The organism is Cytobacillus sp. OWB-43, from assembly GCF_034651445.1.
Taxonomy (GTDB): Bacteria; Bacillota; Bacilli; order Bacillales; family Cytobacillaceae; genus Cytobacillus; species Cytobacillus kochii.
In genome coordinates this window covers 144,988-158,805 of record NZ_JAYEFF010000006.1, presented here as the reverse complement: position 1 = coordinate 158,805, position 13,818 = coordinate 144,988, and the positions used below count along the sequence as shown (strand labels likewise).

At 36.6% G+C, this 13,818-nt stretch carries 13 protein-coding genes and 1 riboswitch; of the genes, 8 read left to right on the top strand and 5 right to left on the bottom strand.

The genetic code is table 11. The features are described 5' to 3' along the window. The first annotated feature begins 79 nt into the window (after positions 1 to 79). Positions 80 to 844 carry an alpha/beta hydrolase family protein gene (locus U9M49_RS18850; protein ID WP_095373622.1) on the top strand — a complete coding sequence of 255 codons (765 nt, stop codon included), beginning with the start codon at positions 80 to 82 and terminating at the stop codon, positions 842 to 844. A gap of 69 nt (positions 845 to 913) precedes the next feature. Continuing rightward, entirely contained in the window at positions 914 to 1,156 is a 243-nt protein-coding gene (locus U9M49_RS18845) for a DUF2584 domain-containing protein (RefSeq protein ID WP_095372163.1), read from the top strand. A gap of 382 nt (positions 1,157 to 1,538) precedes the next feature. Here the strand turns inward: U9M49_RS18845 and pckA are convergent, their stop codons facing one another. Continuing rightward, positions 1,539 to 3,122 (bottom strand): phosphoenolpyruvate carboxykinase (ATP), encoded by a 1,584-nt coding sequence (pckA, locus tag U9M49_RS18840; RefSeq protein ID WP_095372164.1) that lies wholly within the window; start codon positions 3,120 to 3,122, stop codon positions 1,539 to 1,541. Positions 3,123 to 3,509: 387 nt separating this feature from the next. Beyond that, a riboswitch (SAM riboswitch) is annotated at positions 3,510 to 3,635 on the top strand. Between the two features lie 300 nt (positions 3,636 to 3,935). Here pckA and metK point away from each other — a divergent pair. Both metK and asnB read left to right on the top strand, forming a co-directional pair. Continuing rightward, the gene (gene metK, locus U9M49_RS18835; RefSeq protein ID WP_322910375.1) at positions 3,936 to 5,135 is read left to right on the top strand and encodes a methionine adenosyltransferase; all 1,200 of its coding nucleotides are present in this window, start codon (positions 3,936 to 3,938) and stop codon (positions 5,133 to 5,135) included. A 462-nt stretch (positions 5,136 to 5,597) separates the two neighbouring features. After that, positions 5,598 to 7,490, top strand: a complete 1,893-nt coding sequence (asnB, locus tag U9M49_RS18830) for an asparagine synthase (glutamine-hydrolyzing) (protein WP_095372166.1) — start codon at positions 5,598 to 5,600, stop codon at positions 7,488 to 7,490. Positions 7,491 to 7,584: 94 nt separating this feature from the next. Here asnB and U9M49_RS18825 read toward each other — a convergent pair whose 3' ends face one another. Both U9M49_RS18825 and U9M49_RS18820 read right to left on the bottom strand, forming a co-directional pair. Next, positions 7,585 to 8,403, bottom strand: coding sequence for a C39 family peptidase (locus U9M49_RS18825; protein ID WP_322910374.1), 819 nt, complete (start codon positions 8,401 to 8,403; stop codon positions 7,585 to 7,587). Between the two features lie 64 nt (positions 8,404 to 8,467). Then, positions 8,468 to 8,989 (bottom strand): gamma carbonic anhydrase family protein, encoded by a 522-nt coding sequence (locus U9M49_RS18820; protein ID WP_322910373.1) that lies wholly within the window; start codon positions 8,987 to 8,989, stop codon positions 8,468 to 8,470. A gap of 181 nt (positions 8,990 to 9,170) precedes the next feature. On the opposite strand from U9M49_RS18820, the gene U9M49_RS18815 reads away from it, so the two are divergent. Together U9M49_RS18815 and U9M49_RS18810 are read left to right on the top strand one after the other, a co-directional pair. Continuing rightward, positions 9,171 to 9,974, top strand: a complete 804-nt coding sequence (locus U9M49_RS18815; RefSeq protein ID WP_095372168.1) for an alpha/beta hydrolase — start codon at positions 9,171 to 9,173, stop codon at positions 9,972 to 9,974. 24 nt (positions 9,975 to 9,998) lie between these two features. Next, positions 9,999 to 11,084: a tetraprenyl-beta-curcumene synthase family protein gene (locus tag U9M49_RS18810; RefSeq protein WP_322910372.1), complete on the top strand. Its 1,086-nt coding sequence runs from the start codon at positions 9,999 to 10,001 to the stop codon at positions 11,082 to 11,084. A 330-nt stretch (positions 11,085 to 11,414) separates the two neighbouring features. Here U9M49_RS18810 and U9M49_RS18805 read toward each other — a convergent pair whose 3' ends face one another. Both U9M49_RS18805 and U9M49_RS18800 read right to left on the bottom strand, forming a co-directional pair. After that, the gene (locus U9M49_RS18805; RefSeq protein ID WP_095372170.1) at positions 11,415 to 11,987 is read right to left on the bottom strand and encodes a class I SAM-dependent methyltransferase; all 573 of its coding nucleotides are present in this window, start codon (positions 11,985 to 11,987) and stop codon (positions 11,415 to 11,417) included. Beyond that, positions 11,984 to 12,952 carry a TIGR01212 family radical SAM protein gene (locus U9M49_RS18800; protein WP_095372171.1) on the bottom strand — a complete coding sequence of 323 codons (969 nt, stop codon included), beginning with the start codon at positions 12,950 to 12,952 and terminating at the stop codon, positions 11,984 to 11,986. Before U9M49_RS18800 ends, U9M49_RS18805 begins: the two co-directional genes overlap by 4 nt. A 175-nt stretch (positions 12,953 to 13,127) precedes the next feature. On the opposite strand from U9M49_RS18800, the gene U9M49_RS18795 reads away from it, so the two are divergent. Together U9M49_RS18795 and U9M49_RS18790 are read left to right on the top strand one after the other, a co-directional pair. After that, entirely contained in the window at positions 13,128 to 13,391 is a 264-nt protein-coding gene (locus tag U9M49_RS18795; RefSeq protein ID WP_095372172.1) for a YtzC family protein, read from the top strand. 14 nt (positions 13,392 to 13,405) lie between these two features. Continuing rightward, the gene (locus U9M49_RS18790) at positions 13,406 to 13,570 is read left to right on the top strand and encodes a glycogen biosynthesis protein GlgD (RefSeq protein WP_095372173.1); all 165 of its coding nucleotides are present in this window, start codon (positions 13,406 to 13,408) and stop codon (positions 13,568 to 13,570) included. The last annotated feature ends 248 nt before the right edge of the window (positions 13,571 to 13,818 follow it).

Here is a 13,818-nt window from a genome sequence, read left to right as displayed (position 1 = left end):
CTAAACTATCTTATGAGGGTGACAAATTTGTGTGATTGCCCATGTGAAATTTTTACTATATGTAAAGGAGGGAAAAGCATTGATAATCGATAAATGGCGGTTTCCATCTCCGCATCCTCAAGTGAAATTATCAATCATTACATACTTATCTAATGATCTAAAAATCAAAGGTCTATTAGCTGAACCAGAAAATAAAAACGTATCAGAAGGTTTTCTATATTTAAGAGGTGGGATTAAGAACGTCGGTAAAGTGCGCCCTAGTCGGATTGTACAGTTTGCCCTCCAAGGTTTCATTGTATTTGCGCCTTTTTATCAGGGCAATCAAGGAGGGGAGGGAAATGAAGATTTTGCAGGTGATGATCGTTATGACGCTTTTTCAGCTTTTCAACTTTTAGCAGAACACCCTCGGGTTAAAAGGGTACATGTCTTTGGGTTTTCTAGAGGAGGTGTAATGGCGTTATTAACAGCCTTACATATGCCTAAAGCGGCTTCAGTTGTTACGTGGGGTGGTGTTAGCGATATGTTCCTCACATATGAAGAAAGAGTGGACTTGCGTAAAATGATGAAACGAGTCATCGGTGGAACGCCTCATAAATACCCAGAAAGATATGAATATCGCACACCATTATATGAACTTAATCAACTGCAAGCAAATGTATTAATTATTCATGGTGTCTTAGATCATAATGTTTCTGTCGAGCATGCCTTCCGCTTAGAGAAGCGATTAAAAGAGTTAGGTAAACCTGTAGATACATGGTATTTCAAAGAATATACGCATTATTTTCCGCCAGCTATTAATAGACAAATTGTCCGTGATCTTGGGCGGTGGATGAAAGAACAATAAGCTTTATTGTATAGAGATTGTAAGATACAATAGTAATATAAAACTCGATGAACAAGGAGCAAAACAATTATGGGTATGCCTTTAGAATTAAATACAATGATCGTTACGAAAGGAAGAGAAGAGAGGCTAAATGAAAACCTTTTTACATTAACAAAAGAAGGATACCGCCTCTACCCACTAAATATTCCACTTGAAGTAAAGAAAACAAGAGACGGTGAAATCAGTGGAATGGGAAGCATCCAAAAGTTAGAAATGGAAAATGATTGTACGAAAATCTTTTATCAACTGATTTCGCTAAAAACTACAAATTAAAAATTGGCCCGACTGCTTTTGCAGTGTTGGGCTTATTTTGTATACAAATGTCTATTGAAACTTTGCATGAATATAAGTATTTATTAATCGGTGTCCATCAACAAAAGATCATCGTTTCTTAAGTTAGCAGCTAATTTGTAGACTCATAAAGGGCGAATATTGGATACATAGGAAAGATAGTGAGTGGTGGCTATATGAAACAAGCCGTCGATTGCAACTTGGTGAGATTAGCTAATCGATTGACTTAAGTTAATCGCACTTATTAGAAATCGAAGCCGGTTGAACCGGTATTTTGACCCTCAAAAATAAACAGTGAGTGATGAGTGAAGTGAAATTATTGAAACAAAAAACCTTCGAGTCGGATGCTCGAAGGTTTTTTTAATTAAGCGATAGGACCGCCTTTTTCAGCGATTTCACTAGAGATATTACCGAATTTCTTGAAGTTTTCACGGAATTCATTAGCAAGTTCTTTTGCTTTTACATTATATGCATCTTGGTCTGGCCAAGTTTTGTTAGGCAATAGTACTTCATCTGGAACACCAGTTACATGTTGAGGAATTTCTAAACCGAATACTTGGTCAGTTACTGTCTCAACAGAATTTAGTTCGCCTTCTAGAGCAGCTTCAACCATTGCTCGTGTATAAGCAAGCTTCATACGGCTTCCTACACCATATTCTCCACCAGTCCAACCAGTGTTTACTAGGAATACTTTCGCGTTATGCTCGTCAATTTTTTTACCAAGCATTTCTGCATACTGTTGAGCTGGTAATGGTAAGAATGGTGATCCAAAACAAGTGGAGAAAGTCGCTTGTGGTGAAGTAATACCACGCTCAGTACCAGCCAGCTTAGAAGTGTATCCACTTAGGAAGTGATACATTGCTTGTTCTTTATTCAATTTAGAGATTGGAGGTAATACACCAGAAGCATCAGCTGTTAAGAAGATAATAGTATTCGGGTGACCTGCAATACTCGGGTCAACAATATTGTCAATTGCTTGTAATTGGTAAGCCGCACGCGTGTTTTCCGTTAGCGTATTGTCCGCATAATCTGCTACGCGTGTTTCTTTGTCTAATACAACATTCTCAAGTACAGCGCCAAAACGGATGGCATCGAAAATTTGTGGTTCTTTTTCACGTGTAAGGTCGATACACTTCGCATAGCAGCCACCTTCAATGTTGAATACTCCATTTGGAGACCAGCCATGCTCATCATCACCGATTAAACGACGGTTGGGATCAGCTGATAATGTTGTTTTACCAGTTCCGGAAAGGCCAAAGAATAAAGCAACATCACCTTCGCGGCCAACATTGGCTGAACAGTGCATAGGGAGAATTCCATTTTCAGGAAGCATGTAGTTCATAACAGAGAAAATAGATTTTTTCATCTCACCAGCATACTCAGTACCACCAATAAGTACAATACGGCGTTCGAATGAAACGATGATAAAAGTTTCTGAAGCTGTACCGTCAACTGCTGGGTCTGCTTTGAAATTAGGTGCTGAAATAACTGTAAATTCAGATTCGTGATCTAATAAATCTTCTTCTGTAGGACGAATAAACAATTGGTGTGCAAAAAGGTTATGCCAAGCATATTCATTAATTACTTGGATTGGCATACGGTGTTTTTTATCCGCACCAGCAAATCCTTTGAATACGAAAACTTCTTCTTTCTCTTTTAAGAAAGCAATCACCTTGTTGTATAAGTTATTGAAGACTGCTTCAGAAATTGGTTGGTTCACACTTCCCCAGTCAATTTTATCTTTAGAGCTTGCTTCTTCAACAGTATATTTGTCTTTAGGTGAACGACCTGTATACTTACCTGTTGTCGCGCGAATTGCACCAGTAGATGTAAGAACACCTTCGTTTCTGTTTAATACTTTTTCAACTAGTTGCGGCACAGATAATTGAACTTGGATGTTTTCGCCTTTTAGTAAATCATTTAACTCAGTTATCGATACAGAATTCATCTGATGAATACCTTCCTTTATATAATATTATTTAAGAGATATGCATCTCAGTCGCTATTTGTGATTATTTCTTCAAAAATAGTATAACACATTTATTCATTCAGTCTATACTATATAAATCATTTTTATATAATTAATGAAATTGTCACAAATACAGGCAGTATTCATTATAAATAGCTTTTGCAAATTTAAAAAGGATAATCAGCAAATTTAATGTAATTTTTATATATATTAAGGAAAAAGAACGGTATGATCTTAACTAAAATTATCCGTTATCAAAACTAAAGTTTATAGAGTCGGATATGACAATTTTTACATTGAATTGTTAATGAAAAACATTTGACTATATTCCATGTGTAAGTTATGATGAATCCTTGAACGGATACTCTCTTATCCCGAGCTGGTGGAGGGACAGGCCCTATGAAACCCAGCAACCTGCCAACTACATTTTCATGAGCAAAGGTGCTAACCTGATGCAAGGATTTATTACTCACTATCCTTGAACGATAAGAGTGAAAGGCGCGAATCATTTTGCTTCAACCTTTTCACTAAATCAGAGAAGAGGTTTTTTTTCATGCTTTTTAACATGATGTTGGCGAATACGAGGAGCGGCTTTTGGAATGTACTATTTATGTATGGGAAAAAGACCAACCATTTTATTCTCAATATTCCAAGTTAGCGCATAGGTTATTAAGGGTATGAGATAAACATTGGCCCATAAATAATGAAGATTCAAATAAGGGAATGAGTTCCGTATCAAAAATAAAGACTATAATAAAGTCTTATTGATTCGATAAATAAGGAGGAAGTCAGATGTCAACAAAACGTAGATTGTTTACTTCTGAATCAGTAACTGAAGGTCATCCGGATAAGATCAGTGACCAAATATCTGATGCAATATTAGATGCTATTTTATCACAGGACCCAAATGCGAGGGTTGCTGCGGAAACGTCTGTTACTACAGGTCTTGTATTGGTTGCAGGAGAAATCACTACATCCACATATGTAGATATTCCAAAAATCGTTCGTGAAACCATTAAGGAAATTGGTTATACACGTGCAAAATATGGCTTTGACTCTGAAACATGTGCTGTATTAACTTCTATTGATGAACAGTCAGCTGATATTGCTATGGGTGTAGACCAAGCATTAGAAGCGCGTGAAGGACAGATGACTGATGCAGAAATTGAAGCCATTGGTGCTGGAGATCAAGGTTTAATGTTTGGCTTTGCATGTAATGAAACAAAAGAGCTTATGCCATTACCTATTTCATTAGCTCATAAACTTTCTCGCCGTTTAGCTGAAGTAAGAAAAGAGGAAATCTTACCTTACCTTCGCCCAGATGGTAAAACACAAGTAACAGTAGAATATGATGAAAACAACAAACCTGTACGTATTGATACAATTGTTATCTCTACGCAGCACCATCCAGAAATTAGTTTAGAGCAAATTCAACGCAATTTAAAAGAGCATGTAATTAACCCAGTTGTTCCTACTGAATTAATTGATGAAAACACAAAATACTTCATCAACCCAACAGGTCGCTTCGTTATTGGTGGACCTCAAGGTGATGCTGGCTTAACTGGTAGAAAAATTATCGTTGACACATACGGCGGTTATGCACGTCACGGTGGTGGTGCATTCTCTGGTAAGGATGCAACGAAAGTTGACCGTTCAGCTGCTTACGCAGCTCGCTATGTAGCAAAGAATATCGTTGCTGCTGGACTAGCTGACAAAGCGGAAGTACAATTAGCATATGCAATTGGTGTTGCTCAGCCGGTATCCATCAGTATTGATACATTTGGAACTGGAGTAGTATCTGAGGATGTTTTAGTTAAAGTTGTTAGAAACAATTTTGACCTCCGTCCTGCTGGCATTATCAAAATGCTTGATTTACGCCGTCCGATTTACAAGCAAACAGCCGCTTATGGACATTTTGGTCGTACAGATATTGATTTACCTTGGGAGCGCACAGATAAAGCGGAAGAATTGCGTAAGGAAGCTTTAAAATAAATTAGAAAATTATGGCTGTAGAAAACTCCTTTAATGAGTTTTCTACAGTTTTTTTATGTGGAAAAGGGGCTATCGTTAAATTTTAATAAACGTACAATTGAGCCAAAGCGATTAGCTCGTACTTCAAGAAGTGGAATAGCCAAAGATAGAAGAGTAAAAGTCGTTTTTTTAGATATTACAGTAGCAAATAAATATAATATTTTAAGCCCCCTAATAATGGACAAAAACCCTTAAGGAAACGATTTCATATAAAATTAAAATAATTGTCATCTTTTCGTCTTAAATTGAGGGTAAAGAATAAACATCCTTAAGTATATGAAGAAGTAAACATGAACATACTGCCTAGCATAAATCATTCCATTTTTTTTTCGAAAGGTGAAACTTTTTAAAATAACTTATCGTCTATACAAGGTATGGGAAAAAATACAAACTAGATGAAATAAAAAGTAGGTGACGTACATAATGTGTGGTTTTATTGGTTGTATACATGATCAAGCACAAAAAGTACAAGAAGCAGATAAGCAATTTGAGAATATGAATAACATTATTACTCATCGTGGACCAGATGATTCAGGATATTATCGTGCAGACCATATCCAATTTGGCTTCCGTCGATTAAGTATTATAGACATTGAAAGTGGTCATCAACCACTGACTTATGACAATGGTAAATACTGGATTATTTTTAATGGAGAAGTTTATAACTATGTTGAACTACGTGAGGAATTAATCAATAAAGGACTAACTTTTGAAACTAATTCGGATACTGAAGTGATTATTGCTTTGTACAGTTATTACAAGGAGAAGGCGGCAGAAAAGCTGAGAGGTATGTTTTCCTTCGTTATTTGGGATAAAGAAAAGCAAGAAGTTTTTGGAGCGAGAGATCCTTTTGGAATCAAACCATTCTATTATTTTGAAGATGGTGAAACCACTTATTTTGCCTCTGAAAAGAAAAGTATCCTGTTGGCATTAAAAAACGATGTCATTAATTATGATGCTTTGCAGTATTATATGACTTATCAATTTGTACCTGAACCGATGACAATGTCGGTGGGTATAAAGAAACTTGAGCCAGGTCATTATTTCAAGAAGAAAATCGGTGGATCTATGCATATCCAGCGTTATTGGAAAGCACATTTCCAACCTGTACAAAAAGAAGAATCTCAGTTTATTAAAGAGATTCAAGATGTTTTAACTGACTCAGTTAAAATGCATATGCGCAGTGATGTACCCGTAGGTTCGTTTTTATCCGGCGGGATTGATTCTTCTATTATTGCATCAATAGCAAAACAGTTTCACCCTAATATTAAAACGTTTTCAGTAGGTTTTGAAAGAGATGGTTTTAGTGAAGTGGATGTGGCTAAAGAAACAGCTGAAAAACTAGGTGTTGAAAATATAAGCTATATCATCTCTCCAGAAGAATATATGCAAGAAGTTCCAAAAATTATGTGGCACACGGATGATCCATTAGCGGACCCTGCTTGCGTTCCACTTTACTTTGTCGCAAGGGAAGCAAGAAAACATGTAACGGTGGTATTATCAGGCGAAGGTGCTGATGAATTGTTTGGTGGATATAATATATATCGTGAACCACAGGATTTGGAAATTTTTAGTAAAATGCCTTCGGCAGGAAGAAAGTTATTGCGTACCCTTTCTCGAATCATGCCAGAGGGGATGAGGGGTAAGAGCTTTATTGAACGAGGAACGACGCCAATGGAAGAACGCTACATTGGCAATGCGAAAATGTTCTTAGAACATGAAAAAAGAGAATTATTGCAGGTTTATAATGAGAAGAATGATTTTAAAGATATTACCCGTCCATTATATGCTGAAAGTGCAGCCTATGATGCGGTTAATCAAATGCAGTATATTGATATTCATACTTGGATGCGCGGAGATATTCTTTTAAAAGCAGATAAAATGACGATGGCACATTCATTAGAATTGAGGGTACCATTCCTTGATAAAGAGGTCTTTAATGTGGCTTCAACCATCCCAACTCATTTAAAAACGTCTCATCAAACAACGAAATATATCCTTCGTAAGGCAGCGGAAGGTATTGTGCCGGAACATGTGTTGAATCGTAAAAAGTTAGGCTTCCCGGTCCCTATCCGTCATTGGTTAAAAGATGAGATGTATGATTGGGCGAAAACGTTAATTAAAGAAAGTCATACAGATTATTTAATTAATAAAGAGTATGTAGTAAACTTACTTGAAATGCATGCACAAGGAAAAGCAGATTATAGTAGGAAAATCTGGACGGTACTTATGTTTATTGTGTGGCATGATGTGTTTATTGAAAAGAAATATGATTTTGAAAAGCAATTTATTTCAGCAACAACAGCACACCTTTAAGTCAACAACTGTGAAAAAGAATGAAAACCCGAACTGAGTTCGGGTTTTCTTGTTGTTAAAGTAAAAAAATTCTAAATGTCTTAACTGTACTTTACTAATTTAAATAAGTAATTGCCTGCCTGCCCATTTGTTCCCAACCGGCCTGGAACTCTTTGATAGGTGCTTTCTTATTTTTTATATTAGAGAAGGGGTCATTAAAGTATATATATTGTTCATCGTATCCAGTCACTAAAACGGAATGTTCTTTATACGTAATGTCAATTACGCCGCTTGGTGTGTGCCATGTCTGAAAATAAGCATCAGGCAGTTCATTGTATTTCGTATTAATGATCACCCAGACAGGCTTCTCATTAGAGAGATGTGTTTTGATTGACGAAAAGTCATCACCAGTAAAATCATGAATCCTCTCTGGTAAATAGTTTTCTGCCAGCTCTTTAATAGGCGTATGGTAAACACCGAGACCTCGATTGTTAAAAGAGTACATATCGCCAATAAAACCGTCATTGGGGTGACCATAATAAATCTTGCCATCTTTTTTTTCAAAGGTTGCAGGGTTTTTCCTAATTTCTTTAGCTAAAGTCATTTTATCCACAGTTACGCCTGCGTGGTTGAGTAACATCGCAAGGCTTGTAACCTCACATCCGCGAGGGAGTTCTGGAAATTGTGATATGACCGGAATGTCTAATAATACTTGTTGTTTTATTTTTACGATAAATTCTTCATTGTTTGTTCCTTCCGCCCATTTGTTCTCTCGGAAAAGGGCAGCATCAGCGTGTTCCGTTGTTGCTTTCGGAGAAGGAAGAAGGAAGATTAAAATAAGAAGAAGGATAAGCAGTTGTTTAGCACCATTTTTTAGCAGTTTAATAAATAAATAAACTAACAAAATTAATGCCAATACAATAATAAATTTCAACAATTACACCACCTAAAAAATGTCTTCCACTTATTATCGGCGATTGAGCAGAATTTATCAGAAGTTATTGCCTTTCTTTTTTTTGTGCTTTGTAATACTGCCCTTTCTCAGCATATTCTCGTATAATCCGTTCCATATCCTTTTTATCATCGTCATTTAATTCACGCACTACTTTTGCTGGACGACCAAATGCTAAAGTGTTTGGAGGGATGATTTTACCTTGAGGAACAAGACTACCTGCTCCGATAAATGCACCTTCACCAATTTCTGCTCCATCTAAGACGATAGAACCCATGCCAATTAATGCTTTTTTTCTTATTTTACAACTATGTAAGATAACTTGGTGTCCAATTGTTACTTCATCTTCCAGGATGAGTGGGTTATTAGGGCTTTGGTGAAGAACTGAATTGTCTTGTATATTCACTCTTTTTCCAATATAAGTGGGTGCAACATCACCGCGGATGACTGTATTGAACCAAACGCTTGATTCTTCGCCAATTTCTACATCACCCGTAATAGTTGTATAATCAGCAATAAATACATCATCAGCAATTTTGGGTTGTTTGTCATGAAAAGGATAAATCATTGTTATCATAGCTCCTTTTTACCTTAGTCAATTTAGAATGACTGTTTTCTAGCCATTCTGTTCTTTTTTAATATTATATCATGGAGAAATCATGAGAAATCGTGAAGATTTTTAAAAGGTAGGATATAATAAAGGGTAACAAACTTGAACGAAACAGAATTGTTTTTAGGAGGATCAGACGATGTGGAAATGGGAAGCTGAGGGTGAGGCAAAAGGTGTGATTGTGATGGTTCATGGGGCAATGGAACATCACGGCAGGTATGGTTGGTTAATAGAAATGTGGAGAGTATCAGGATTTCACGTTGTTATGGGTGACCTTCCGGGTCAAGGAATGACGACTAGATCACGAAGAGGGCATATTGATTCTTTTCAAGAGTATCTTATTGAAGTAAAGGATTGGATACAAGCTGCTTACACCTTTGATTTACCTGTTTTTCTTTTAGGTCATAGTATGGGTGGTTTAATAACAATACGCTTGTTACAAGAAGAAAGATTAAAGCTTGCGGGCGTCATTCTTTCATCTCCATGTTTAGGGCTTATGAAAAATCCACCAAAGCTACTCGAGCTTGCGTCGTATCCTTTAAATAAAATTGCTCCTACATTGAGAGTCAATTCGGGGTTAACTATTGATATGGCAACAAGGAATGCTGATGTAAGAGAAATGGATGTAAATGACACACTGTATATTACCAAAGTGTCTGTACGATGGTTTCGTGAACTACACCAAACAATCAATTTGGCATTTGAAGATATAAAAAAGGTGCAAGATGTTCCTTTACTGGTTATGCAAGGTGGGGATGACAAAATCGTTAATAAAGTTCCTGTTAAACAATGGTTCAATAAAGCTCCGTTTACTGAGAAACGTTTTAAAGAATGGCCAAAATGCTATCATGAAATCTTTAATGAGCCGGAGAGGGAAGATGTATTTGATTACGCAAAGGATTTTGTAATGAGTAGTTTGCGGTCTATCGGGTATATCGTATAGTAAAGAGTAAAGGGAGTCCATGTAATGAATGTTCCAACAATGCCGATCAGCTTAATGACAAATGCATATAAAAAAGTGATGCCTGCTGTGAATGAGGAGTTAAACAAATGGCGCAAATTGGCGGAATCAATCCCCAATGATGAATTAAAGTCACAAGCACTTTCTAGCATAAAAGATAAAACCTTTCATTGTGAGGGTGGGGCCATCATGTCACTTTTGGCCGTTGATGACTATCGTCAAGTCATAACGTTTATTGTTGCCTATCAAACCATTAGTGATTACTTAGATAATCTATGTGATAGAAGTACATCGATGGACCCTAAAGATTTTACGGCAATACATGAAGCGATGCGTCACTCATTGTTAATCGATGAGCAGTTACCTAAGGTGAATTATTATCGTTATCGGGATGACCAGGAGGATGGTGGCTATCTGTTAGCATTAGTGATGACTTGCCGTAAAGTTTTAGCTTCTATGGAAAATTATTCATTGATCAAAACTTATTTGACAGAGCTTTGTCGTTATTATTGTGATTTGCAAATACATAAACATGTGGCAATTGAGGAAAGAGTTTCTCGCCTGCAATGTTGGCATAAAGAACATCAAGATATCATCCCACCTATGAGCTGGTATGAATTTTCTGCTTGTTCGGGTTCTACACTCGGTATTTTTTGCTTAGTTGCTTATGCAACGAGAAGGGACTATAAGGAAAGTTACGGGGAGATTATACGTAATGGGTATTTTCCATATATACAAGGTCTGCACATTTTATTAGACTATTACATTGATCAAGAGGAAGATAAGGAAGCCGGAGATTTAAACTTTTGCTTTTATTATGAAGATGAAAAAGAATTATTTGAGCGCATACGTTATTTTGTAAAGTGTGCAGATGAGCATACGGACAAGCTTCCTCATAAACGATTTCACCTTTTAATTAATCGAGGATTATTAGGGTTATACTTATCGGATGAAAAAGTCGGGAGAGGACAACAAATGAAAAAACTAGCAAGAAAGATGATTAAATCTGGTGGATTCTCAAGCCTCTTTTTTTATATTAATGGTCGTGCCTATCGCGCATTAAAAAGTAGGCAGGGGGTTGTGCGTTCATGAATCGCGCGGTTAATAGCTTAAAATCATGTCTAACGATAAAATTTGCAGAATAAAGTTCTCCAGCCCATAAAACTTGTCATCATCGTGGAACATTAGTAAGGGGCTTCTAGCTCAATAAATCGGAATCAATCCAGAAAACAAGAGAAAAGCAGGAACAGGATACTCTAACTCGGAAAAATCTGACTCGCAAGCGGCATCTAGTCAACCATTAAGAAAAGGCTACAAGTAGACTAGGATAACTCAGATTCGATTCAAACAAAAGTAAACGAGAATAAAAAAAACAAGAACAAATTTGTTCTTGTCTGTTCGGGAGTGTTTCTTTGTCTTAACTTACCTTTTCTCAATCGCAACAATAAAAGGTGGACGGTTAGCTTGGTTAATGAATTGATATTGCAAAATATGAGCAGTATTTTGATCAATGGTTTTCAAGTAACGCAAAATATAGTCACGCTCAACAGCACCTTCTGGATGGCCGTGATAAATCACCAAAATAATGATGCCTTCAGGTGCCATCATATCAATTAACTGTTCAATCGCGGAAATGGTTGTTCTCGGTCTTGTGACAATCGTTTTGTCTCCACCAGGTAAGTACCCGAGATTAAAAACAGCGCCAGTGATACGGCCGAAATGGATTGGTGGAATGCAAGCAGTCACATGCTCATGACCACGATTGAATAGAACAGTACGATTAGAAAGTTCATGTTCATCAAGTTTTATTTGGGTAGACTGTATGGCTTCATCTTGGATATCGAATCCATATACTCTGCCATGTTCGCCAACGAGCTGAGCTAAAAATAATGTGTCATGTCCATTTCCAAGTGTAGCATCAACCACGACGTCTCCTGGTGCAATTGCTTTCTGTAGTAGTTCTCTCGCAAATGGTAGAATACGTTCTAGCTTCAAGAGCTCACCTCCTCGGTAAATGGTTGATAATATTTACCTTGCCAGCTATCTCTTTGCTTCAGTTCATGATCAATGCCATTTAGCACATCCCATTTATTCACACTCCACATAGGACCAATCATAAGGTCGATGGGACCATCGCCAGTGATGCGATGAACAATCATCTCTTTAGGTAAAATCTCTAATTGGTCACAAACTAACTGAATGTATTCATCTCGGCTAAGGAATGAAACCATTCCCTTTTCATATTGCTTAACCATCGGTGTTCCTTTTAATAGATGTAATAAGTGTATTTTAATTCCTTGTACATCTAATTTTGCAACCTCTTGTGCTGTTTCCATCATCATTTCAGGTGACTCTTCAGGTAAACCATTAATGATATGAGAACAGACACGTATATCATGTTGACGAAGTTTCTTTACTCCTTCTTTATAGCAATCATAATCATGTGCACGATTAATTAATTGGGCTGTTTTTTCATGAACGGTTTGTAGGCCTAATTCAACCCATAAGTATGTTCTTTTATTAAGGTCAGCTAAATAATCTATGACATCATCTGGTAAACAATCAGGCCTTGTGGCAATAGATAAGCCAACAACCCCTTCTTGTTTTAAAACAAATTCATACTTTTCTTTTAGTACTTCAACAGGTGCATGGGTATTTGTGAATGCCTGAAAATAGGCGATGTATTTTCCGTTTTTCCATTTCTTATGCATACTATCCTTGATTTTAATAAATTGTACGTCTAATGGTTCTGCACGATTACCGGCAAAATCACCTGATCCTGCTGCGCTGCAAAATGTACAGCCACCATGAGCGACAGTACCATCCCGATTAGGACAATCGAAGCCTCCATCCAAAGCAACTTTAAAGACCTTGTGCCCGAAATGTTTTTTTAAATGAAAGTTCCATGTATGATAACGTTTTTGATCATTTGTATATGGAAATTGAGTCAGTAAATCCAAAGTCAGCCCTCCTAAAGTCACCACTGTGACAAATTCAATATTATCATGAAAGAAATCATCAACTCAATTACACATTGATAACATTTCAATTAGTAGAAATCGAACACTCGGTAAATACTATCATTGAGGCGTATTTGCTTCGTACATTTCATTAAAAAAGAGGGGGAAGGCTTTTATGGCAACCCGTGATTCCGTACAACAATTAATGCAACAATGTGAAGAAGTCATTGAATTTGCTAACATGCAGTTTAAAGATGGGCAAATGCAAGAACATTATAACGATCAAGACTATGCTAAAGCGCTTGCTCATATCGAACAAGCCTACAATGATTTGATGACGATGTCTCATAGTGCTACAGATGCGCAGAGGGAAGAACTTCATCGAATGAGATTACAGCTACAGCAGTTACAAAATCAAATGATCATTACTCCCCATTAAGAGGTGAATAACAATTGGTTAGAAAAAAGTCAAAACAAAACAATCCAGAGCAAAAAACAAGAAATGGTATCAATAACCAAGAGGTAGAATTCGGTAGTGCCAATGTGATCCCACGATCTAAAAAGAAATATGAGGAAACAGGTGGGCAACCCGTTAAATCTAAATTTCATCCAGAATAAATAATATGTATTTAGTAAATGATCTGTACACAAGCAATTCTCGTGGAGTTTGCTTGTGTATGGTTATGATAAATTAAAAAATATTTCTGTATATTTCATACATAAATTCATCCATTCCTTCCGTTTATGCTTAGATTCAAGAGTAATTATTCATTTATATGTATAGATTAGATAGATGTCTAAATCTGTCACAAAATTAGTATTGAATCCATCATAAAAAACGAATAGAATTTATTTTGGAATTCGAA

What these genes read in the sequence shown, in the direction of transcription:
- U9M49_RS18815 (WP_095372168.1), top strand. Translation starts at nt 9,171, where the DNA reads ATGTGGAAATGGGAAGCTGAGGGTGAGGCAAAAGGTGTGATTGTGATG.
- U9M49_RS18810 (WP_322910372.1), top strand. Translation starts at nt 9,999, where the DNA reads ATGAATGTTCCAACAATGCCGATCAGCTTAATGACAAATGCATATAAA.
- U9M49_RS18845 (WP_095372163.1), top strand. Translation starts at nt 914, where the DNA reads ATGGGTATGCCTTTAGAATTAAATACAATGATCGTTACGAAAGGAAGA.
- U9M49_RS18795 (WP_095372172.1), top strand. Translation starts at nt 13,128, where the DNA reads ATGGCAACCCGTGATTCCGTACAACAATTAATGCAACAATGTGAAGAA.
- U9M49_RS18820 (WP_322910373.1), bottom strand. Translation starts at nt 8,989, where the DNA reads ATGATTTATCCTTTTCATGACAAACAACCCAAAATTGCTGATGATGTA.
- asnB (WP_095372166.1), top strand. Translation starts at nt 5,598, where the DNA reads ATGTGTGGTTTTATTGGTTGTATACATGATCAAGCACAAAAAGTACAA.
- metK (WP_322910375.1), top strand. Translation starts at nt 3,936, where the DNA reads ATGTCAACAAAACGTAGATTGTTTACTTCTGAATCAGTAACTGAAGGT.
- pckA (WP_095372164.1), bottom strand. Translation starts at nt 3,122, where the DNA reads ATGAATTCTGTATCGATAACTGAGTTAAATGATTTACTAAAAGGCGAA.